At 60.2% G+C, this 21,146-nt stretch carries 19 protein-coding genes; 13 read left to right on the top strand and 6 right to left on the bottom strand.

Annotated elements, in window-relative coordinates:
• Window positions 1-41: 41 nt before the first annotated feature.
• On the bottom strand, window positions 42-671 hold the full coding sequence (locus tag ACR0JA_RS06555) for a glutathione S-transferase (RefSeq protein WP_480571710.1): 630 nt from the start codon (window positions 669-671) through the stop codon (window positions 42-44).
• A 76-nt stretch (window positions 672-747) separates the two neighbouring features.
• On the bottom strand, window positions 748-1,245 hold the full coding sequence (locus ACR0JA_RS06550; protein WP_480571707.1) for a class I SAM-dependent methyltransferase: 498 nt from the start codon (window positions 1,243-1,245) through the stop codon (window positions 748-750).
• A gap of 231 nt (window positions 1,246-1,476) precedes the next feature.
• Here ACR0JA_RS06550 and ACR0JA_RS06545 point away from each other — a divergent pair, with 231 nt between their 5' ends.
• The 5 genes from ACR0JA_RS06545 to ACR0JA_RS06525 are packed head-to-tail and all read left to right on the top strand — an operon-like array spanning window position 1,477 to window position 8,701.
• A complete protein-coding gene (locus ACR0JA_RS06545) occupies window positions 1,477-3,249 on the top strand; it encodes an ABC transporter ATP-binding protein (RefSeq protein WP_480571705.1) in 1,773 nt (590 codons plus the stop codon).
• On the top strand, window positions 3,242-5,155 hold the full coding sequence (locus ACR0JA_RS06540) for an ABC transporter substrate-binding protein (protein ID WP_480571702.1): 1,914 nt from the start codon (window positions 3,242-3,244) through the stop codon (window positions 5,153-5,155). Before ACR0JA_RS06545 ends, ACR0JA_RS06540 begins: the two co-directional genes overlap by 8 nt.
• A 14-nt stretch (window positions 5,156-5,169) precedes the next feature.
• On the top strand, window positions 5,170-6,198 hold the full coding sequence (locus ACR0JA_RS06535; RefSeq protein WP_480571699.1) for an ABC transporter permease: 1,029 nt from the start codon (window positions 5,170-5,172) through the stop codon (window positions 6,196-6,198).
• Window positions 6,195-7,349, top strand: a complete 1,155-nt coding sequence (locus ACR0JA_RS06530) for an ABC transporter permease (protein ID WP_480571696.1) — start codon at window positions 6,195-6,197, stop codon at window positions 7,347-7,349. Before ACR0JA_RS06535 ends, ACR0JA_RS06530 begins: the two co-directional genes overlap by 4 nt.
• The gene (locus ACR0JA_RS06525; protein WP_480571693.1) at window positions 7,346-8,701 is read left to right on the top strand and encodes a CoA transferase; all 1,356 of its coding nucleotides are present in this window, start codon (window positions 7,346-7,348) and stop codon (window positions 8,699-8,701) included. The genes ACR0JA_RS06530 and ACR0JA_RS06525 overlap by 4 nt, the downstream gene beginning before the upstream one ends.
• A gap of 85 nt (window positions 8,702-8,786) precedes the next feature.
• Here the strand turns inward: ACR0JA_RS06525 and ACR0JA_RS06520 are convergent, their stop codons facing one another.
• On the bottom strand, window positions 8,787-11,162 hold the full coding sequence (locus tag ACR0JA_RS06520; RefSeq protein WP_480571690.1) for a mechanosensitive ion channel domain-containing protein: 2,376 nt from the start codon (window positions 11,160-11,162) through the stop codon (window positions 8,787-8,789).
• Between the two features lie 376 nt (window positions 11,163-11,538).
• Here ACR0JA_RS06520 and ACR0JA_RS06515 point away from each other — a divergent pair, with 376 nt between their 5' ends.
• Genes ACR0JA_RS06515 through ACR0JA_RS06485 form a run of 7 tightly spaced genes read left to right on the top strand, consistent with a single transcriptional unit; the run spans window position 11,539 to window position 18,039 of the window.
• On the top strand, window positions 11,539-12,753 hold the full coding sequence (locus ACR0JA_RS06515) for a glycosyltransferase family protein (RefSeq protein WP_480571687.1): 1,215 nt from the start codon (window positions 11,539-11,541) through the stop codon (window positions 12,751-12,753).
• Window positions 12,750-13,997, top strand: coding sequence for a glycosyltransferase family 4 protein (locus tag ACR0JA_RS06510; RefSeq protein ID WP_480571684.1), 1,248 nt, complete (start codon window positions 12,750-12,752; stop codon window positions 13,995-13,997). The genes ACR0JA_RS06515 and ACR0JA_RS06510 overlap by 4 nt, the downstream gene beginning before the upstream one ends.
• On the top strand, window positions 13,997-15,073 hold the full coding sequence (locus ACR0JA_RS06505) for a glycosyltransferase family 4 protein (protein ID WP_480571681.1): 1,077 nt from the start codon (window positions 13,997-13,999) through the stop codon (window positions 15,071-15,073). The genes ACR0JA_RS06510 and ACR0JA_RS06505 overlap by 1 nt, the downstream gene beginning before the upstream one ends.
• A complete protein-coding gene (locus ACR0JA_RS06500; protein ID WP_480571678.1) occupies window positions 15,070-15,654 on the top strand; it encodes a histidine phosphatase family protein in 585 nt (194 codons plus the stop codon). Before ACR0JA_RS06505 ends, ACR0JA_RS06500 begins: the two co-directional genes overlap by 4 nt.
• Complete coding sequence (locus ACR0JA_RS06495; RefSeq protein ID WP_480571675.1) at window positions 15,651-16,793, top strand: glycosyltransferase family protein; 1,143 nt, start codon at window positions 15,651-15,653, stop codon at window positions 16,791-16,793. Before ACR0JA_RS06500 ends, ACR0JA_RS06495 begins: the two co-directional genes overlap by 4 nt.
• The gene (locus ACR0JA_RS06490) at window positions 16,790-17,566 is read left to right on the top strand and encodes a polysaccharide deacetylase family protein (RefSeq protein ID WP_480571672.1); all 777 of its coding nucleotides are present in this window, start codon (window positions 16,790-16,792) and stop codon (window positions 17,564-17,566) included. The genes ACR0JA_RS06495 and ACR0JA_RS06490 overlap by 4 nt, the downstream gene beginning before the upstream one ends.
• On the top strand, window positions 17,563-18,039 hold the full coding sequence (locus ACR0JA_RS06485; RefSeq protein WP_480571669.1) for a class I SAM-dependent methyltransferase: 477 nt from the start codon (window positions 17,563-17,565) through the stop codon (window positions 18,037-18,039). The genes ACR0JA_RS06490 and ACR0JA_RS06485 overlap by 4 nt, the downstream gene beginning before the upstream one ends.
• 10 nt (window positions 18,040-18,049) lie before the next feature.
• Here the strand turns inward: ACR0JA_RS06485 and ACR0JA_RS06480 are convergent, their stop codons facing one another.
• Window positions 18,050-19,192: an alpha-D-ribose 1-methylphosphonate 5-triphosphate diphosphatase gene (locus tag ACR0JA_RS06480; protein ID WP_480571666.1), complete on the bottom strand. Its 1,143-nt coding sequence runs from the start codon at window positions 19,190-19,192 to the stop codon at window positions 18,050-18,052.
• A 52-nt stretch (window positions 19,193-19,244) separates the two neighbouring features.
• Between ACR0JA_RS06480 and ACR0JA_RS06475 the strand changes: the two genes are divergently transcribed.
• On the top strand, window positions 19,245-19,928 hold the full coding sequence (locus tag ACR0JA_RS06475) for a DUF1045 domain-containing protein (protein ID WP_480571663.1): 684 nt from the start codon (window positions 19,245-19,247) through the stop codon (window positions 19,926-19,928).
• On the opposite strand, the gene phnN is transcribed toward ACR0JA_RS06475, so the two are convergent.
• Together phnN and phnL are read right to left on the bottom strand one after the other, a co-directional pair.
• Window positions 19,910-20,455 carry a phosphonate metabolism protein/1,5-bisphosphokinase (PRPP-forming) PhnN gene (gene phnN / locus ACR0JA_RS06470; RefSeq protein ID WP_480571661.1) on the bottom strand — a complete coding sequence of 182 codons (546 nt, stop codon included), beginning with the start codon at window positions 20,453-20,455 and terminating at the stop codon, window positions 19,910-19,912. The genes ACR0JA_RS06475 and phnN overlap by 19 nt on opposite strands.
• Window positions 20,452-21,135, bottom strand: a complete 684-nt coding sequence (gene phnL, locus ACR0JA_RS06465; protein ID WP_480571658.1) for a phosphonate C-P lyase system protein PhnL — start codon at window positions 21,133-21,135, stop codon at window positions 20,452-20,454. The genes phnN and phnL overlap by 4 nt, the downstream gene beginning before the upstream one ends.
• Window positions 21,136-21,146: the final 11 nt, after the last annotated feature.

Below are 21,146 nucleotides of genomic sequence, written 5' to 3'. Positions count from 1 at the left end.
TACAGTAGTGAACGTGATCCCGCCATAGTGGTCAAATGCTGCTAAAGACTGGCGCTCGGGCGCTCCTGGATCGCGCCGAACCAGGCCAGTGTTGCCGTATTTCCCTCGGGGATTCGCATTTTTATCACCCGCGCGAAATCGACAAAAACAAAGCTCGTGATGTCAGCCAGCGAAAACATGTCGCCCGCCAGGAATGCGCTTTGTTGCAACCGGTCTTCCAGAAGGTCGAAGAAGGCGCTGACGCGATCCTTACCCCTCTGCACCAAAGCAGGAATTTGCGGGTAATTCACCGGGCCGGGAATTGCCCGGTCGGTAAACGCCGGGTGGCTATTGCGCAGAGTGTCGGCAATCGGGGCACCGCCCTGCTGTTCCGCGATGGCGTTCCACATCAGAACCGCGCCCTTTTCATCAGGATTGCGCCCCATCAATGGCGGTTCGGGGAACTTGGCCTCAAGATACGCGGCGATGCCGAGATTTTCGGTCAGGACCGTGCCTTCATCCGTGGCCAGAACGGGAACTGTGGCCCTGGGATTGATGGCGCGAAACGCTTCGGCCATTTGTTCCCGGTCGGCAATCGAGACGTCACGGGTCTCGATCTGCTGGCCTTTCTCGGCGATGAACATCCTTGCCCGGCGCGGGCTTGGGGCGGTTTTGCAATCGTAGAACAACATCGGAACGGTCCTTGCGGGTTCAATTGGGTCTGATGCGCGCTTTCGCCAGTCTGCAAGCTTGAGGCTGCGCGTCGGATCAGCGACGGTAGATGAAACACCGCCCCTCGACCGCGCCTGCGGGCAGTGGCAACTCGGTCAATCCCTCAAAATACATCCGATCGCTGGACACCATCAACCCGCCCGGGGCCAACAAGGGTTCGATCAGCGGCGATACAAACCGCGCAAACGCATCGTTCTTTTCCCGATTGTGACCGCCAAGATCGGCGTGAATCAAACTGGCCGAAGCGCCGAACCGGTCCACCGAGGCAGGCAAAGTCTCGCGCACATCGCCCAAAATTACCCGATCTTCGGGCGGGGTCGAATCTGGATGCGCTGCAACCGCACGCTCGAAAACAAATACCGGCCGGTCCTGAATGTGCCGGATCATGTGGTGGTAGGTCCGCCCGTTGCCCAGGCCCAGCTCAAAAACCGGACCGGGCTGGCCCGAGGTTTCGGCGATCGCGAAATCCAGACAGGCGCGTTGTGACACCATACGGTCAATGAACAGATCCAAACGGCTTTGATTGTCGGACACGGGCGCTCCTTTTCATGTCATGTGCCGACAGAGATGTAATGCCGACAGCACCTTAGATGTCAAAAACTCAACTCATTGTGTAGGCAATCAGCCCCAAATTTCACAATTCCGCGACAATTCCGCCCAAGAAGGTGTTTGACTACGCCGCCACAACCGCGCGAAACTGCACTAAAAAACTCAGGGAGTTCACAATCCGATGATTTGCCACGGCCAGCCGGGTGGAAGACCCGCATGACAGCACTACTGTCCGTTCGGGATCTCAGCATTGGTTTTGGCGCGGGCCAGCCCGTTGTTCAAAATGTCAACTTTGATGTCGAACCGGGACAGACGCTTGCCTTGGTAGGCGAATCCGGATCGGGCAAAACCATTTCGTGCCGGGCTGCGTTGCGAATCCTCCCGCGCACGGCGCAGATTCGCAGCGGTACGATTACCCTGAACGATTCAAAAGGTACGGCCGAACTGACGACGATCAGCGAACGGCAGATGCGCGACATACGCGGCAATCGGATTTCGATGATCTTTCAGGAGCCGATGCGGTCTCTGTCCCCGTTGCACAAGATCGGCAATCAGGTCAGCGAGGTTCTTTGGCTGCACCGAAACGCGTCCGAGGCCGACGCCCGCAAAGAGGTTCTGACCCAGTTCGAGCGGGTGGGCTTTCCCGACCCAGCACGTGCTTATGACTCGTATCCGTTCGAATTGTCCGGCGGCATGCGGCAGCGGGCGATGATCGCGATGGCGATGGTGGCCAAGCCCGAACTGCTGATCGCAGACGAGCCGACGACGGCACTGGACGTTACGACACAGGCGCAGGTGCTTGGGCTGATCAAGGAACTGCAGCGCGAAACCGGCATGGCGCTGATCCTGGTGACCCACGATCTTGGCGTTGTCGCCAACATGGCCGAGCAGGTCGTTGTCATGCACAAGGGCCGCATCATGGAGGCCGGAGCCGCCGCGCCCATCCTGACCGATCCGGCGCATCCCTACACGCAACAGCTGTTCGACGCCGCGCCGGCGATCCCCGATCAGGACGCCGTCGGTCTGCCGATGCCTGCCGAGGATCTGATCCTGGAAATGGTGGACGTGTCCAAGACATACACCATGCGATCCAGCAAAGGGTGGAAGGCCGACAAGCTGATCCATGCCTGCCGCGGCGTTGATCTGAAACTGGCGCGCGGCAAGACATTGGCAATCGTCGGCGAAAGCGGCTCGGGGAAGACCACGGCGGCACGTATTGCGCTGGGTGCGGAACTGCCTGACCGCGGCGGGCAGGTTCTGTTCCGCACTTCCGCTGATGCCGAACCAATCACCGTGCACCAGATGTCCAAGGCCGAACGCACCGCTTTTCAGCGCAAGGCTCAGATGGTGTTTCAGGATCCTTACAGCTCACTCAGCCCCCGAATGCGCATTCAGGACGCGATGACCGAACCGCTTGAGATACACAGGCTGGGCACAGTGGCCGAGCAGCGCGACAAAGCCGCCGAAATGCTAAAGCGGGTCGGGTTGAACGCAGACATGCTGAAACGTTACCCGCATGCGTTTTCGGGTGGGCAGCGTCAGCGTCTGTCGATCGCGCGCGCGATGATGCTGGATCCTGCGCTGATTGTCTGTGACGAGCCAACCTCGGCGCTGGACGTTTCGGTGCAGGAACAAATCCTGACCCTGCTTGAACACCTTCAGGACAGCCTGAACCTGTCCTATCTGTTCATTTCGCACGACCTGGCCGTTGTCGCCCGTATCGCCGATGAGGTTGCGGTCATGCGTCAGGGACTTGTCGTCGAACAAGCCCCGCCAGAGACCCTGTTCTACAATCCCCGTCATCCCTATACCAAGGCGCTGATCGCAGCGCAGCCGGAACCCGACATCAATCGCCCGATCGACCTTAAACTGGTTGCGTTGGGCGCGGGTTCGCCGGACAGTTGGGATGATGCCTTTCGTTTCTCTGACTCCGTGATACCCTCACTCACAGAGATGGAGCCCGGCCATAAGGTACGATGCCATGTTTAAGACCACTCGTCATTTCATTCTGGCCAGTTCCCTGGCCCTGCTGGGAATGCTGCCCGCCACGGCACAATCCGGCCCGGATCTGCAAGAAAGCGCGTTCTGGCAATCCGAGGTCGACCGCGGGGACCTGCCACCTGTGCAAGACCGCGTTCCAACGGACCCATTGATCGTCGATCTGACCGCAAAAGGGCGCGAAACAGGTACCCCGGGTGGTACTTTGCGCACCATGGTGACACGGTCAAAAGACATTCGACAGATGGTTGTTTACGGCTATGCGCGTCTTGTTGGCTTCAACGAAAATTATGAACTCGTCCCCGACTTGCTTGCGTCGTTCGAGAATGAAGGCAACCGTAAATTCACGCTTCGCCTGCGTGACGGCCATAAATGGTCGGACGGATCTCCGTTCACCTCCGAAGATTTCCGGTACTGGTGGGAGGATGTGGCGAATAATGAACTGCTCAGCCCTTCGGGTCCGCCTGATTTTCTTCTGGTCGAGGGCGCACCGCCAAATGTGACGTTTCCCGACGAAAAGACCGTGGTTTTTGAATGGGATGATCCCAATCCGGATTTCCTGCAATCATTGGCGCAGGCACGCCCACCTTTCATCTATCGGCCTTCCCGGTTCCTGAAACAGTATCACGAAAAATTCGCCGACGGCGAAGATCTGGCGGCTCAGGTCGAAGATGCGCGCGTCAAAAGCTGGGCTGCGCTGCATAACAAGCTGGACAACCTGTATAAATTCGACAACCACAAGCTGCCCACTCTGCAACCGTGGTTGAATGCAAGCTCGGGCAAGAAAATTCGCCACAGCTTTGTGCGCAATCCCTACTACCACCGCATCGACACAAATGGGGTGCAATTGCCCTATATCGACGTTGTCGAAATGGAAATTGTCGCGCCAGGGCTGGTCGCCGCCAAGGCCAATGCCGGGGAAACCGATCTGCAAGGGCGCGGGCTGGCGTTCCGTGATGCCTCGATCCTGAAAAAGGGCGAGGCAGAGGGCGACTACAAAACGCTGCTGTGGAAAACCGGAGTGGCTTCGCAAATCGCGATTTACCCCAACTTGAACTATGAAGACGAAGCTTGGCGAAACGTTTTGCGCGATGTCCGCGTGCGGCGCGCGCTGTCGCTGGCGATTGACCGGCAAACGATCAATCAGGCGCTTTACTTCAAACTGGCCAAGCCGGGCGCGATGGCCGTTCTGCCTGCCTCGCCATTTTACAGCGAGGAAAACGCGCAAGCCTGGGCGCAGTTTGATACAGATCAGGCGAACGCCTTGCTGGACGAAGCCGGTCTGGACCAACGCGACAATAACGGGGTTCGCCTGCTGCCCGACGGCCGCCCGATGGAATTGGTGATCGAAACCGCCGGCGAGCGGCAAGAGGTCGAGAACGCGCTGCAAATCATCACCGATGACTGGCGCAAGATCGGGGTCAAGCTGGTCATGCGGCCTCTGGATCGCGATATTCTGCGAAACCGGGTGTTTGCGGGTAATACCATGGCATCTGTCTGGTTCGGCTGGGATGACGGCATCCCACAGATGCACACATCGCCTGCCTATCTGGCCCCCACCGATCAGGTCTTTTTGTCCTGGCCTAAATGGGGGCAGTACTACCAGACCGGTGGTGATGTCGGCGAGCCGCCCGACTTGCCCGAAGCCGAACGTCTGATGACCCTTGCCCACGACTGGGAAGTAGCGACAACCGATGAAGAACGCGCGGCAACCTGGAACGAGATGCTGAACATCCACGCGGACCAGCTGTATGCGATCGGCGTTCTGAATGGCGCTCCGCAGCCCATCGTGGTTTCGAACCGTTTGCGCAACGTGCCCGAACAGGCCATGTGGGCATGGGAGCCGGGCGCGCATTTCGGCATCCACCGCCCCGACGAGTTCTTCTTCGCCGACTGATCAGGAGCAGCTAAATGGTCATGCTGCGCTACGCGGTGTATCGCTTTTTCACGATGCTGCTGACTCTGTTGGTGGTCTCGGTTCTGATCTTCGTGATCATCAACCTGCCGCCCGGCGATTACCTCAGCAACCAGATTGCAGAGCTGCAGGCCTCGGGCCAATCAGCGGGCGTGGCCAAGGCCGAGTTTCTGCGCAAGGAATACTCGCTGGATCGATCCTTGCCGGAACAATACTTGATCTGGATGGGCTTCTGGCCCGGCCCGCACGGGTTCGAAGGGCTGTTGCAAGGCAATTACGGCTGGTCCTTCGAGTTTGACCGCCCCGTGCGCGAGATCGTCGGCGAGACCCTTTGGCTGACTGTTGTCGTCAATCTGGCCGCAATCCTGTTCGTCTATGCAGTCGCTTTGCCGTTGGGCGTTATCGCAGCCGCCAAATCACGGACCTGGATCGACTATACCTCGGCCTTTGTTGGTTACCTGGGTCTCGCGACTCCGAACTTTTTGCTGGCGTTGATCCTGTTCTACTACGGCCATCGGTATTTCAACCTTCCGATCGGCGGCTTGATGGACCCGATTTACGAAGGCGAACCGATGAGTTGGGACAAGCTCAAGTCCATCCTGATCCACCTGATCGTGCCCACCTTCGTGATCGGCACGTCCGGCGCATCCGCGATGATGCAACGCCTGCGCGCAAATATGCTGGATGAACTGGGCAAACCTTACGTGGAAACCGCGGTTGCCAAGGGCATGGCCCCGTCGCGGATGCTGACGAAATACCCTCTGCGGGTCGCGTTCAACCCGTTCGTGGCCGATATCGGAAATCTGCTTCCATCCATGGTCTCGGGGTCGGTTCTGGTCTCGGTAGTTCTGGGCTTGCAAACCATCGGCCCAACGCTGCTGACCGCGCTGAAAACCCAAGACCAGTTCCTATCCGCCTTCATCCTGATGTTCGTGGCCCTGCTGACCCTGATCGGCACCATGATCTCTGACATCCTGCTGGTCATGCTTGATCCGCGCATCCGATACGAGGGGCGAGAGGCATGACCGATAAACCCGACGGTCGCTTTGTCGACGACGCCCCGTTTGATCCCGAAGCATCAATCCAGCAACTGGAACGCGCGGATCTGGACGCGCCCAACTGGGTGCTGGTCTGGCGCAAATTCAGGACACACAAGCTGGGTCTGATCTCGGGCATCTTTCTGCTGCTGTGCTATCTGATGCTGCCTTTTGCCGGATTCATCGCCCCTTACGGCCCGAATGACCGAAACGGAGAGCACCTCTATGCCCCACCGCAATCGGTGAACTGGTTTCACGACGGTCAGTTTGTCGGGCCTTACGTTTACCCCATCGTAGCCGAGGCCGATCTCGAGACCTTTCAGTGGAAATTCGTGCCCGACACCGAAGACCCGCGCCCGATCCGGTTCTTCTGCGAAGGGTCTGAATACAGGCTGGCCGGGCTGATCAAGTCGGATACCCACCTGTTCTGCGCCCCCGAAGGTGCGACGCTGTTCCTGTGGGGGTCAGACCGTCTGGGCCGGGATGTGTTCAGCCGTATCCTATACGGGGCACAACTGTCGCTGACGGTTGGCCTGATCGGTATCTCGGTTTCGTTCTTCCTTGGCATCCTGTTTGGATCAATGGCCGGCTATTTCGGAGGCAGGATCGACTGGACCATCAACCGCGTGATTGAAATCCTGCGCTCGTTGCCTGAACTGCCCCTGTGGCTGGCCCTATCCGCTGCGGTACCCTCGAACTGGAGCCCGGTCGCGGTGTTCTTCATCATCTCGATCATCCTCGGCATCCTCGACTGGCCTGGCCTCGCCCGATCCGTCCGCGCCAAATTCCTGTCGTTGCGCGAAGAAGAATATGTGCGCGCGGCCGAGATGATGGGCGCAAGCTCGGGCCGGGTGATCCGCAAGCACCTGCTGCCCAACTTCATGTCGCACCTCATCGCCTCGGCCACATTGTCGATACCCGCCATGATCCTGGGGGAAACCGCGCTCAGCTTCCTCGGCCTCGGCCTCAGGGCTCCGGCGGTCAGTTGGGGCGTGATGCTGAATGATGCACAGAACCTCGCGTCCATCGAGATCTACCCGTGGACGGCCATTCCGATGTTGCCGATCATTGTTATCGTGCTGGCGTTCAACTTCCTCGGCGACGGGCTGCGCGACAGTCTGGACCCCTACCAGCAATGAGCTTGCTGGCCTCACTTCCCGCCGCAGACACGTTCCGGACAACGGGGACAGGTGATCGACCCAGCGTCTTTGCGGTATCGGAACTGGCCACACTCAGTTTTGCGGCTGTTGGACAAGAACTGGCACGTCTGATCACAGCACAGAACCTATCTGCAGATACACAGGACGTTGTGGTGGATCAGCGCCTCGCGTCACTCTGGTATGGCTTTTCCTTTCAGCCAGACGGATGGGAGATTCCAAGCCTCTGGGACGCCATCGCCGGAGACTACCGGGCATCGGACGGATGGATCAGGCTACACACAAACCTGCCGCGCCACCGGGCGGCAGCGCTTGGGATTCTGGGGACGCAAGCCGACCGCGATGATGTCGCGCGCGCTGTTCGCGACTGGTCGATCGCTGAACTGGAAAGCGCGATTGTCGCAAAGGGCGGCGTCGCGGCTGCGATGCGCAGTCGGGCAGAATGGCTGGAGCACCCACAAGGCCGCGCTGTTGCGCGCGATCCTCTGATCGACTGGCAATCGCCGCGCGGCGTCACGCTTAAGGATCGCCCGCAGGCAACCGCAAAGCGCCCTCTTGCTGGTCTGCGGGTTCTTGACCTGACGCGTGTTCTTGCCGGACCGGTTTCAACCCGAACGCTGGCCGGTTTCGGAGCCGATGTACTGCGCATCGATCCGCCGGGTTGGGACGAGCCTGGCGTGATCCCCGATATCTCGCTCGGAAAGACCTGCGCCTATCTCGATCTGAAATCCGAAAGCGGGATGGATCAACTCGAGAAACTGCTGGCGCAGGCAGATGTCTTCATCCACGGCTATCGCCCCGGCGCATTGGATGCCTTGGGGCTGACCAAAGCGAAACGCGATACGCTGGCCCCCAACAGGGTCGAAGTCACGCTCGACGCTTATGGCTGGCAGGGGCCGTGGGCCAATCGGCGCGGTTTTGACAGCTTGGTGCAAATGAGCGCTGGTATCGCCAATGCCGGGATGGATTGGGCGAAGGCAGAAAAGCCAACTCCGCTGCCGGTGCAGGCGCTGGATCACGCGACCGGATATCTGATGGCCGCCGCAGCCCTGTCGGCCTTGACCGAGGCGACCCTGAGCAACACAGTCATGACCGCGCATCTGTCGCTTGCCCGCACCGCTGAATTGCTGGCGAGCCTCGCGAAAACCAGCGCAGAAGGTGACATCACAACCACGCAACCCAGCGACTTTGCAACGGCAACCGAAACCTCTGGATGGGGTCCCGGCCAGCGGTTGAAGCCTGCTCTGAAAGTCGGAGAGGCGGACATGCGCTGGCCGTTGCCTGCGTCGAAACTTGGCACATCGCAGCCCAATTGGCCCGCGCCGTGCACGTGACGCAACCGCCGCGCGGGACGCGCGGCCCGGCCCAACGCTTTGGACCGCGTCTCGCCAGAGACGCTGTTCAAAGGGGCGGGAGACCCTAGCGGTCGTCGCCTCCGGGGCCGATATCGTCCAGATAGTCCTCGTCAATTGCAGCCTGCACCGCACCGGTCACCGCTTCGCGCTGTTTCGGCGTCAAGTCCTCGGTCTCCTTGCCATCCGCCAGACGCACCGTGACCTCGCGATGGGCAAAACGGATGCCTTCGCGGGCGAACAATTCTCGGATCTCCTGATAAACCTTCTTGCGCACCAACCATTGATCGCCCGGTTTGGTCATGAACTTGACCCGGATGATCATCGCCGAGTCCTGCATTTCGATCACGCCCTGCGATTTCAGCGGCTGGATGAAGTTCTCGCCAATCACCGGATCGCTCAGCAATTCCTGCCCCAGCTTCTTGATCAGTTTGCGGACTTTCTCGACATCGGTGTCATAGGTCACCCGCAGGGGCAGTTTCATGATCACCCAGTCGCGTGAATAGTTGGTCAGAACTTTGATTTCGCCAAAGGGAATGGTGTTCAGCGCTCCCAGATGGTGGCGCAGCTGGAATGAGCGGACCGAGATCTTTTCGACCGTCCCTTTCACATCCCCGATATCGATATATTCTCCCTTGCGGAACGCGTCATCCATCAGAAAGAACGCGCCCGAGAAGATGTCACGCACCAGCGTTTGCGATCCGAAACCCACGGCCAGACCAACAACACCCGCACCCGCGAACAGCGGACTGACGTTGATGCCCAGTTCCATCAGGACGATCAGGGCAATGGTCACGATCACAACTGCCAGAATGGCACCGCGGAACAGGGGCAGCAACGTCGCCAATCGGCTTTGCCCGCCTTCGCCGCCTTCATCGCCCAATTCCGCATCTCCGCCGGCATCGTCGGCCTCTTCCGCGATTTTGCTGTCGATCCAGACGCGGAAAAAATGAAACAGGATGTACCCCATGAACAGAATCACCATCACATCCAGCGCGCGTCCGATCGGCAAGTCTTCGCTCCAGCTTGCCTGCGGGTTCCAGATGACCACAAGTGCATAGGCACCCACGACAAAGGCCAGAATACCGGCGACGCGACGCGCAAGATCCTCGTAGGTCAGGATGGAGTGGCGACGCATTTCTGCCTCGGGGGTCACAACCACCTCAGCCTCGTCCTCGGGGAAGTCAGGGTCTGGGGATTCGGCGTTCAACTCATCAATCACGCGGCCGCGGTCAAAATACCGCTCGAGCAGATAGTTCATCGCGCCATAGGCCACGACGACCGACATGAAGATGGCGTAGCTGCTGGCCACAATCGGAATTGAGTCCTGTACCTCGAGCACAAGGTCAACGGCCAGTTTGAACCAGCTGAACACGATGTAGAGGATCAGGACAGGCGCCCAGGCAAAGGAAATGAAGCGCAGGATCCACGACACCTGATCCGGCGCCCGAGCGCCTCGTATCGCGTTGGAAATGGCCCGCGCGTTGAACAGGATCATCAGCACGTTGGCGACTGCGCCGACCAGGGTCAGGCTGCCGTAAACCATCGCGTAGACATTGTAGTTCAGCCCAAAATCGGCCACCCAAGTGGAAAACAGAACGACGGAAATATCATAAGTCGCGATCGCCGAAGCCCAAAGATACAGTCGCTTGGCATCGCGATCAGAGAACGGCGGAAGGCGATACTGGCTGAGGTACGGGGACAGCACCATCCGCCAAAGATCGGACACCGTTCTTGCCAAAAAATACGCGGTGAAGATTGCCGTGACGGTAAACTGGATCGAGATATCCTCAGCCTCGCCAAAGAACAGATATCCCACAATCAGCGCCATCAGCATGGCAAAGACCGTGCCTCCGATCCCCATCAGGAAGCGGAAGACGAGGAACGGCATCTTTTCGCGATAGCCTTCCGGATTTTCCTTGATCCGCGCGACCACCCAGCGTTTTGCAATCCGCTTGCCGTAGATCTCGATAGACAGCCAGCGGCCCAGAAGCAGGAACAATATGTTCCAGCCCAAAACCTCGACATAAGTCTGGATACGCCCGTCCGGGCTGGTCTGGCGCAGAATATATTGCACCTCGAACACCGAATAAGGTAGTGCCTGCAGACGCGAATTGACGGAATCCCGGAACTTCGAGAACCGCTCCTGCGCCTTCATCAGTTGCGACCCCTCACCCATCGGGTCTGTTGACGCATCCTCCGGCGTTTCAGCGTCGCCCGAGGTCGTGACGATCTGCCCGGTGCTGTCAATGACGATGACGCTGGCACCGGCTTCGGTGGCGGATCGGATGGCTCCGGCCAGATCACTTTCTGGCTGCTCCTCTTCCGTCGCGCCCGATGTGTATCCCGGGATCAGCGAGGTTTGTGCGCCGGCACCTGTCGTCAGGGCCACCATTGCGGCCAATGCTGCCCAGGCCAAAATGGCAAGAAGATTAAGTTTCATCGTATGTTGCTTCCGGTTCCGCGTTGTCGGGCAGACTATAGAAGCGCCCGGGCAGGTTCAAATCATCCGCATTCATATCTCGGATTCGTGTTGCACCCGTGTTTGATTTACAGGTTTCGGGAATTACGGTTTTCAATGCTTACGAATTTGAATATGTCGCCTGGAGAGTGATCAAGAACGGACTGAGACCCTGAATATTGTCATTTTGTCTACCTTAGGCCGCTGGGCCAGAGTTGGCGTTAATTCTGCCACCAAGGCGCAATGGCGAGCGCGGTTGTCAGGGTGCAAATTGCCCCTTTCGCAAATACCGGCAGACAATGTACGATAACAGGTGCAAGCGCGCGAAGTTGCACGGAAACATGGAACAGGCAGGGGCATGAGCCTAGGCGACCAAAACACAAAACCCGATCGCGCGCCGCGCATTCTGTTTTACAGCCACGATACCTTCGGATTGGGGCATCTGCGCCGATCCCGCGCCCTTGCGGCGGCGTTGACGCAAGCCGATCCCAGCGCATCGGCCCTGATCCTGACCGGTTCCCCGGTCGCAGGGCGGTTCACCTTTCCCCGACGCGTCGATCACGTTCGCCTGCCGGGGGTTACAAAGCGGTCCGATGGATCCTATGCGTCGCAAACCATCGGCATGGGCATTGACGAGGTGACGGAGCTGCGCTCGAGCCTGATCCAGACCTCGGTCCGGCAATTTGACCCGGATGTTCTGATTGTCGACAAAGAGCCAACAGGCTTTCGAGGCGAGTTGATACCGACGCTGGAATATCTTGAACGCGCGGGCGACACCAAGCTGGTTCTTGGCCTGCGCGATGTTCTGGACGAACCCGAGGTTCTTGCCGCCGAGTGGGAGCGCAAGGACGCGCTGACTGCGACCGAACGGTTCTATCATGAAATCTGGGTCTATGGCCTGCGGTCGATCTATGATCCGACCAAGGGATTGCCGCTGAGCCCGGCGGCACAGGCGCGCATCCACTGGACCGGTTACCTGCGCCGCGATCTTGGCCCGATCGGTGAAGCACCCGAGCAGCCCTATATTCTGATCACCCCGGGTGGCGGAGGCGATGGCAAGGCGATGGTGAACCTTGTGCTGTCGGCCTATGAAAGCGACCCAACGCTGTCACCGCGCGCCATACTGGTTTACGGCCCTTTCCTGTCGGGCGAGCTGCGCGAAGATTTCGAGACCCGCGTCGCTGCACTGAACGGGCGGGTTACCGCAGTTGGATTTGAATCGCAGATCGAAACACTGTTTGCGGGTGCCGCGGGTGTCGTCTGCATGGGGGGCTACAACACGTTCTGCGAGGTGTTGTCCTTTGACAAACGCGCCGTCATCGTGCCGCGCACCACGCCTCGGCTAGAGCAATGGATCAGGGCAGCCCGCGCGCAGGATCTGGATCTTGTCCGGATGTTGGACGAACGGCGCGGCGGTCTGACGACCGATGCCATGATACAAGCGATCCGCGATCTTCCACATCAGCCATTGCCGTCGCAAGCCATTGAAGGCGGGTTGCTGGACGGGTTGGAATATGTCGCCCACCGCATCGATGCTCTGCTGGGACCCGAACAAGAGCGCGCCACCGGATGACCCCGAAAAATCCCAAACTGGCGGTGCTGGTCAAAGGCTGGCCGCGCCTGTCCGAGACGTTCATTGCGCAGGAATTGGTGGCCTTGCAGGATACAGGCCACGACTTTGACATCTGGTCCCTGCGGCACCCGACGGATACCAAAAGGCACCCCTTGCATGACCGGTTCCGGGGGCAGGTCCACTACCTGCCGGAATACCTGTACGACGAACCACAACGCCTTGCGGCCGCCCGACAGGTGGCAGCGCAGCTACCCGGCTATGACCAAGCCTACCAGCTTTGGCGGCAAGATCTGCGACGGGACCCAACCCATAACCGCATTCGCCGTTTCGGGCAGGCCTGCGTTCTGGCCGCCGAGCTACCTCTAGGTACGCGGGGGCTCTACGCGCATTTTATGCACACCCCGTCATCAGTGGCGCGCTATGCCGCCATCATGCGTGGGCTACCCTGGAGCTTTTCGGCCCACGCAAAGGACATCTGGACCTCGCCCGAATGGGAAAAGCGCGAAAAACTGCGCGCGGAAACCTATGGGGCCGCTTTTGGGGCGACCTGTACGGCCATCGGGGCCGACCACCTGCGCAGTCTGGCCGACGACCCGTCGCGGGTTGATCTGATCTACCACGGTCTGGACCTGTCGCGTTTCCCGGACGCACCAAAGCGCGTAGCGCGGCATCCCGGGGCAGCTTTCCACATGCTCTCAGTCGGCCGCCTGGTTGAGAAAAAGGGGTTCGACCGGCTGCTGGATGCCTTCACGATGCTGCCGGAGGCGCTGGATTGGCACTGGACCCATATTGGTGGCGGCACGCTGGACAAGGCATTGCGCGTGCGCGCCGAGGCTGCAGGACTGTCGAGGCGGATCACCTGGAAAGGGGCCTGCGATCAGCCCGAAGTTATCGCGCTGATGCGCCAGGCAGACCTGTTCGTTCTGCCCAGCCGCATCGCCTCGGACGGCGATCGCGATGGCCTGCCCAACGTATTGATGGAGGCCGCATCGCAACGACTGGCCATTCTGTCGACACCGGTTTCTGCAATCCCCGAATTCATCAGCAATGGGACGCATGGGGTACTGTCCAGCGACGAGCCCGAATCTCTTGCCAATGCGATAGCGGATCTGGCTGATAACCCGGCTAAGGCCGCCAAAATGGCAGAGGCCGCCCATGAGCGGCTGTTGGCAGAATTCCGCATGGACCCCGGGATCGCCCGCCTGTCCCAGCGTTTGACAACCCTGTGCGCGGTGTCTGCGTGATGGCACGGGTCGCTTTCTTTGCGCCATTGAAATCCCCGAACAGCGCCAAGCCTTCGGGCGACCGGGAAATGGCGCGCAATCTGATGGCGGCAATCTCGGCAGAAGGCGATCGCGTCGAATTGGTGTCTGAATTGCGCATTTTCGACAAAACTGGGGACGCGGAAACGCAGGCACAATTGCGCGATCTGGCGCGCATCGAAACGGATCGGCTGATCCGGGATCTTGCGCCGGATACGGACCTTTGGGTCACCTATCACAACTATTATAAGGCGCCTGATCTTGTTGGCCCCGCTGTCTGCAAGGCCCGCGGCATTCCCTATGTCCAGTTCGAAAGCACCCGCGCGCTCAGCCGCCTGAACGGGCCTTGGGCCGGGTTCGCTCAGGCCGCCCATGACGCTTGCGATGCTGCCAGTCTGATCTTCTACCATACCGCAAACGACCTGATCACCCTCGAGCGTGAGCGGTTCGATAATCAGGCGCTGGTTGAACTGCCGCCGTTTCTACCGACCGATACGCTTCCCGGCGCGGGTTCGACGGATGGTTCGATGCTGGCGGTCGGGATGATGCGGGAGGGGGACAAGCTGGCCTCGTACCGCATTCTCGCCGAGAGCTTGTCGCTTTTGCGCGGGGACTGGGCGCTGAACATCGCGGGTGACGGCCCTGCCCGTCCGAAGGTCGAAGCGCTGATGTCACAGTTCGACGGCAGGGTCCGATTTCTTGGACAATTGGACCGGACCGCATTGCAGCGAGTATACGAATCCTCGTCGATGCTGGTTTGGCCCGGCGTGAACGAGGCATATGGAATGGTATATCTCGAGGCTCAGGCTGCCGGATTGCCGGTTGTGGCGCAGGACCGGCCTGGTGTTCGCGACGTGCTGATGTCCGGCGACCATCCAGCGATCGACAAGGGCGCGGCCGGGATTGCCCGGCGCATTCAGACGTTTCTGGACGACCCGGCCCTGCGCCGGTCAACCGGTGCGCGCGCCCGCGACTATGTCGCCCAGCGCCATCTGATGCCAGCTGCGACCCGGCGATTCTGGTCTGAGGTCCGGCCTTTGGTGGGGGCAGCGGCATGACGCGTCTGGCCCTTCTGCGCCACGGGCATACCTCGTGGAACCGCGCTGGCAAAATCCAGGGCCGCAGCGACATTCCGCTGGATGACGACGCCCGAACCGAATTGGCCGGGTATCGCCTGCCTGCTGATTGGGATCAGGCAACGCTTTGGTCCAGCCCGCTGGCGCGCGCGGTCGAAACCGCGCAATTGGTGTCGGGGCAGCCTCCTGCAACGTCGGAGGCTTTGACTGAGATGAACTGGGGCGAATGGGAAGGCAGGCACGGCAAGGATCTGATCGCAATTCCGGATAGCGGCTATTGCCATATCGAAGACTGGGGCTGGGATTTCCGTCCGCCTCAGGGTGAAAGCCCCGCCGACCTTTGGGCGCGGCTGCGGTCGTGGCTGGACCAGTTACAGGGGGATAATGTTGCCGTGTGTCATATCGGGATCATGCGCGTCATCCTTGCGAAAGCATGGGGGTGGGAGTTTGATGGACCCGCGCCCTTCAAAATCAAACGCAACCGATTGTTTTTGATCGATCTTGACCCGATGCAACCGCATGCCGATCCAATTCGCCTGACCCCGCGCGAGGTCCAGCAATGAAAATCATGATCGTCGTGACACATCTGCTGGGCACGGGTCATCTGAGCCGCGCTCTGACGCTTGGCCGTGCATTTGCCGAGGACGGACATCAGGTGCTGGTCGCCTCGGGCGGAATGCCCGCCCCGCAACTGAACGCGAAGGGCCTGACATTGCTCGGGTTGCCGCCGTTGCGTTCGGATGGAACCAATTTCACCCGCCTGCTGGATCAGGCAGGGGGGGTAGCCAGTGGCGACTATCTGGCCGCCAGGTCCGACGCGTTGACAAAAACGATCACGCAGTTTCAGCCTCAGGTTCTGATCACAGAACTATTTCCATTTGGCCGCCGCATTCTGACCGTCGAGTTTCAGGCGGCCCTGATGGCCGCACATACCCTTGCCCAACGGCCGCTCATTCTGGCGTCGGTGCGCGATATACTGGCACCGCCGTCGAAACCTGCCAAGGTTGCAGCGGCGGAAGATCTGGTAGGGCAGTTTTATGATGGCGTTCTGGTTCATTCCGATCCGTCGATCATTCCGCTGAATGTCAGCTGGCCTGTGTCCGACGCCCTGGTTGAAAAGCTGCACTATACCGGTTTCGTTGCGCAACCCGCCCCTAATCCTCATCCCGAGGCGCTGGGGACGGCGGAGATTCTTGTATCGGCCGGGGGCGGCCCGGTCGGGCAGCCGATCTTTCGCGCGGCCATCGAGGCCGCCCGAAAGATGACCAACCGGCGCTGGCGCCTGTTGGTGGGCGGCCAGAACGCGCAGGCCCGCATTGACGAACTGACGGAACAGGTCGGCAGCGCGCCAGTTGTGCTGGAGCCCGTGCGGCCGGATTTCCGCCAGATGCTGCCGCTTGCGGCAGCCTCGGTCAGCATGTGCGGCTACAACACCGCGATGGACCTTCTGCAATGCGGAACTCCGGCGGTGCTGGTTCCCTTCGACGATGGTAGCGAGGTTGAACAGACCCTGCGCGCCAAAAGCCTGACCCGACAGGTGGGTTTCAACACGTTGAACAGCGCCGACCTGACCGGCGAGCGCCTTGCCAAAGCCGTGGAAACGGTGATCGCCGACGCGGCCCGCGCACCCATGACCCAAGGTGTCTACGGTGCCCGCAAGTCCGTCGAGATCGCAAGCGCGCTGGTGGAGGCCATGGGATGATTGTCGACTGGCAACCACTGCAAACGGAACTGACGCATTGGACGTCTGAGAATCTGTCGCTGCCTCTCTGGTGGCGAGACGACGACGCGGTGACAGTCACGCCGCAACTGGACACCCTGACCAGCATGGCTGAAGTGTTAGAACTTCCGGTTCATCTGGCCGTCATCCCGCGAGACGCGAAAGCTGATCTGGCGGCTTACGTCAGGATCACCCCCTGGCTGATCCCGGTTGTCCATGGCTGGGCGCATCAGAACCACGCGCCGCCAGAAGAGAAGAAGTCCGAATTTCGACTGCATCGCCCGCTGTCTCAGATCACCTTTGACGCAGATCGCGGAATGACCCGCTTGCAGGATCTTTTCGGTGATCGGCTATGCCCGATGTTTGTGCCGCCCTGGAACCGGATCGCTCAGGAAGCGGTCGATCATTTGTCAGGTCTGGGGTACCGGTTTCTGTCCACCGCCACACCGCGCAAATCCGAGTGGGCCAGTCGTGGGCTGATGCAGGTCAACACCCATCTCGACCCGATCGACTGGAAGGGAACGCGCAGCCTTGTGAACCCCGATGCCCTGATCGCGCAGACCGTTACGCTGTTGCAAGACCGCCGCTTGGGCCGGACGGACAATTCCGAGGCATTTGGCGTCTTGACCCATCACCTTGTTCACGACAAGGACATCTGGGCATTCACTCAAGCCCTGCTAGGCCGGTTGCTGGACGGACCCGGCAAGATCTGGTCCGCACCCGAAACACTCAAACCCCAAGGAGATCACGCATGAGCCGACTGGATTCCATGCTGCGCCGCCTGACCGCTCAACGTGACGGGCTGAACTGGGCGGCATCCCAGATCGCCGAGATGGAGGGCGACATACTGGACATGGGGCTGGGCAATGGTCGCACCTATGATCACCTGCGGGAAATCCTGCCGGGTCGCCGCATCTGGGTAATGGATCGCGTGTTGCAATGTCATCCTGACAGCACGCCTCCGGCGCGGGACTTCTTACAGGGTGAGGCCGAGCCGATGCTGGAAAAACTGCACGCGATGGGCTCAAAAATCGCCATGGCACACTATGATTTTGGTCGCGGCATCAAGGATCAGGACGTTGCTGAGGCGGCCCGCCTCAGCCCGTTGATCGCGCAGGTGATGAATCCGGGTGGCTTGTTGATCTCGGGTCAGCCGTTGGTCGGATTCGACCAGATCAACGGCCCCGACACGATCGCGCCCGACCGCTATCTGTTCTATCGCGCCTGACCAAAGCGGTTCAGGCAACGCGCTGCCCGCGCGACCAGACCGCATTCAACGCCGGCACTCCGGCGCGCATGCGAAACCGGATCACATCGGCGCGCATCCCCGCGGAAAGTGCGCCCCGGTCATCCAGTCCGGCAGCCTGTGCCGGGGTTTGCGTAACAGTTCTGATCCCGCGCGCCATATCGCCCCACATCTCGCCCAGCCGTGCTGCGGACAGCAGCAACGCCGACGGGACGTAGTCGGACGACATGATATCCAGATGCCCCAGTTCAGCCAGGTCGCGCGCCGATACGTTTCCGGAATGCGACCCGCCACGGATGATGTTGGGGGCACCCATCATCACCTTGATACCGTGATCGTGACACGCCCGGGCGGCCTCGACCGTGGTCGGGAACTCGGCCAGCCGAATGCCGTGCTTAGCCGAGACCTGCACCTGCTCTTCGGTGGTATCGTCATGACTTGCCAGCACCGCCCCGAACCGGCGCGCCGCCTTGACGGTTTCAACCTCGTGCCTGTCGCCATTTCGATCCCGCAATCTTCTCAGCTGGGCAATGTGCTGCAAGAACGTGTCATCGTCCATCGCGTGTTTGCCCTTCATGTAAGCCTCCAGCTTGGTCATGTCGCGAAACTGACGCTGGCCCGGCGTGTGATCCATGATCGACACCAGCCCGACCCGGTCCTCAGGGCCGAACTCATCCAGTTCTTCGATCAGGGTTTCCGAGCACACTTCGGCGCGCAAATGCAGGAAATGGCTGATCTTCAGCGCATCCTGATCGCGCAACTGCCAAAGCTCTTGTGACAGGTTGCGCGCGTATTTCTTGTAGCGCCCCGCGCCAGAGGGGATGGACCCGACCCGCATCGCATCGAAGACCGTGGTAATGCCGGTACTCGCCAGTTCTGCATCATGGCCCAGGATCGCAGCGGCATGGGGCCAGTCGACATTTGGGCGCGGTTGAATGTGACGTTCCAGATTGTCCGTATGCAATTCGACCAGGCCAGGGCTGACATAGTCCCCCTGACAATCAATCGCTCCGGTTGGCACCGATACACCCGTATCGATGGCGGTGATCGTTCCATCCCGAACACGAAGGCTGCCTGTCACAACCTCGTCGGGCAATACAAGCGTGGCATTGGCAAGGATCAAGTCTTCTGTCATCTGAACTTCACACATTTTGAGCTAAGGATCGGCCAGTTACTAGGAGGCCAATGTGACATTCACGCGATACGCGATCTATTTTGCGCCCGATGCGCAGGCCGCTTGGGTGGATTTTGCCACCCGTTGGTTGGGTTGGGATATGGAAACGGGCACCCCTGTGGCCCATCCCCAGATTGAGGGCGTCGAGATTGGCGCTGTGACCGAAACGCCGCGAAAATATGGGCTGCATGCAACCATGAAACCTCCGTTTCGGTTGCGCGACGGGCAGTCGGTTGAAGCGTTGCAGGATGCCTGCGCAGCGTTGGCGGCAGGCAACACTCCGCTCACGATGGATGGGCTGGAGATCGCGCGTCTGGGCCGCTTCCTGGCGCTGCGCCCTGTTGGTGAGACGTCCGCCCTGAATGCGCTTGCGGCCGCGTGTGTGCAGAAATTGGACGGATTTCGCGCCCCCGCAACCGATGCGGAACTGGCCCGCCGTCGTGCCAATGGCCTGACGCCCGAGCAGGACAGTAACCTTGTGCATTGGGGGTATCCGTATGTGCTGGACGCGTTTCGCTTTCACATCACGCTGACGGGCCGATTGGACAAACCAACCCTCAAGACCGTTGAGGCGGTGCTGGAAAGCCACCTTACGCCCCTGCTGCCTGCGCCGTTTCAGATCAATGATCTGGCCCTGATGGGCGAGGATGTCGATGGTCACTTTCATCTGATCCATCGCTACGCCCTTTCCGGCTGAATGCGCGTCAGAATTTCGTCCACTGTCGCGTCCAGGGGTCCGGAATTGTCCACCTCGATCACGCGGCTGAGCCCATTGGGCAAGGCCACCGCCCGGCCCAGCCGACGCACCTGATCGGCCCGGCTTTCCCGTCCACGCGCTGAAAGACGACGCTCCAGAACCTCTGCCTTTGCGGTCAGCGAGATCACGATCAGGTCACCAAATGTATTTTGCGCTTCCAGCAACACGGCGCGGGACAGGTTTACCAGAACCGCACTGGCCACTTGTCGCTGGTTGTTGATCTCTTTCGGGATGCCGTAGAACAATCCGTGGGCTGACCAGTGCATCGCAAAAGCACCGTCCTGAAGCATTTGGGCAAACTGCGCGGTCGAGACGCGATCGAAATCCTCGCCCTCTTCCCCTTCGGGCCGGGTGATGACGCGCCGGACCCGCTGCGCCCCGGCCAACCGTGCGCTCAGCGCATCCATAACGCTGTCCTTGCCCACCCCCGATGGCCCAACCACCGCTATGACAGGGGCAAGGGTCATGCATTCAGCCCAAGCGTGAACTGTGAAACGTCCACCTCGCGGTCGCAAACCTGCGCACGCGCTTCGATATCGTGAAAGATACCGACAATCGCAGCACCGCGTTGCTTGGCCTCTTCGATTAGCGCCAGAACGGTTTCACGATTCCGCGCATCCAGACTCGCCGTCGGCTCATCCAGCAAAAGCGCCGGATAGTCCCGCACAAAGCCCCGCGCGATGTTCACGCGCTGCTGTTCGCCGCCCGAAAATGTTGTCGGGCTGAGGCTCCAGAGACGTTCGGGGATGTTCAACCGCCTCAGCAGACCCGCCGCTTTATCCAGCGCGACCTGCTTGTCGCACCCCACGGCCAATAGCGGTTCGGCCACAACTTCGAGCGTCGGAACACGGGGAACAACGCGCAGAAACTGACTGACATAGCCCAGCGTCTCGCGCCGCAGGGCCAGAATTTCGCGCGGCTCGGCATTGGCCACATCCAGGCAGCCCACTCGAACCTGCCCCGAGGCGGCAAGGTAGTTTCCGTAGATCACCCGCATCAGGGTCGATTTGCCCGCACCCGACGCGCCGGTCAGGGCAACGCATTCCCCCGCAGCAACCTTAAGCGATGCCCTTTGCATCACGGGGATCACGGCTGCGCCCTGATTGTGCAGCGTGAAGCTTTTGCTAACGTCGATAAGCTCGATCATGACACTTCATC

This window comes from Ruegeria sp. AM4 (assembly GCF_056540665.1).
This window is presented reverse-complemented; position numbering and strand designations above follow the sequence as displayed.

Bases quoted from the DNA above. Each gene is read 5' to 3' on its own strand.
- ACR0JA_RS06510 (WP_480571684.1), top strand. From the start codon at position 12,750: ATGACCCCGAAAAATCCCAAACTGGCGGTGCTGGTCAAAGGCTGGCCG.
- ACR0JA_RS06545 (WP_480571705.1), top strand. From the start codon at position 1,477: ATGACAGCACTACTGTCCGTTCGGGATCTCAGCATTGGTTTTGGCGCG.
- phnL (WP_480571658.1), bottom strand. From the start codon at position 21,135: ATGATCGAGCTTATCGACGTTAGCAAAAGCTTCACGCTGCACAATCAG.
- ACR0JA_RS06485 (WP_480571669.1), top strand. From the start codon at position 17,563: ATGAGCCGACTGGATTCCATGCTGCGCCGCCTGACCGCTCAACGTGAC.
- ACR0JA_RS06480 (WP_480571666.1), bottom strand. From the start codon at position 19,192: ATGACAGAAGACTTGATCCTTGCCAATGCCACGCTTGTATTGCCCGAC.
- phnN (WP_480571661.1), bottom strand. From the start codon at position 20,455: ATGACCCTTGCCCCTGTCATAGCGGTGGTTGGGCCATCGGGGGTGGGC.
- ACR0JA_RS06490 (WP_480571672.1), top strand. From the start codon at position 16,790: ATGATTGTCGACTGGCAACCACTGCAAACGGAACTGACGCATTGGACG.
- ACR0JA_RS06495 (WP_480571675.1), top strand. From the start codon at position 15,651: ATGAAAATCATGATCGTCGTGACACATCTGCTGGGCACGGGTCATCTG.
- ACR0JA_RS06505 (WP_480571681.1), top strand. From the start codon at position 13,997: ATGGCACGGGTCGCTTTCTTTGCGCCATTGAAATCCCCGAACAGCGCC.
- ACR0JA_RS06540 (WP_480571702.1), top strand. From the start codon at position 3,242: ATGTTTAAGACCACTCGTCATTTCATTCTGGCCAGTTCCCTGGCCCTG.
- ACR0JA_RS06535 (WP_480571699.1), top strand. From the start codon at position 5,170: ATGGTCATGCTGCGCTACGCGGTGTATCGCTTTTTCACGATGCTGCTG.
- ACR0JA_RS06525 (WP_480571693.1), top strand. From the start codon at position 7,346: ATGAGCTTGCTGGCCTCACTTCCCGCCGCAGACACGTTCCGGACAACG.
- ACR0JA_RS06500 (WP_480571678.1), top strand. From the start codon at position 15,070: ATGACGCGTCTGGCCCTTCTGCGCCACGGGCATACCTCGTGGAACCGC.
- ACR0JA_RS06520 (WP_480571690.1), bottom strand. From the start codon at position 11,162: ATGAAACTTAATCTTCTTGCCATTTTGGCCTGGGCAGCATTGGCCGCA.
- ACR0JA_RS06555 (WP_480571710.1), bottom strand. From the start codon at position 671: ATGTTGTTCTACGATTGCAAAACCGCCCCAAGCCCGCGCCGGGCAAGG.
- ACR0JA_RS06530 (WP_480571696.1), top strand. From the start codon at position 6,195: ATGACCGATAAACCCGACGGTCGCTTTGTCGACGACGCCCCGTTTGAT.
- ACR0JA_RS06515 (WP_480571687.1), top strand. From the start codon at position 11,539: ATGAGCCTAGGCGACCAAAACACAAAACCCGATCGCGCGCCGCGCATT.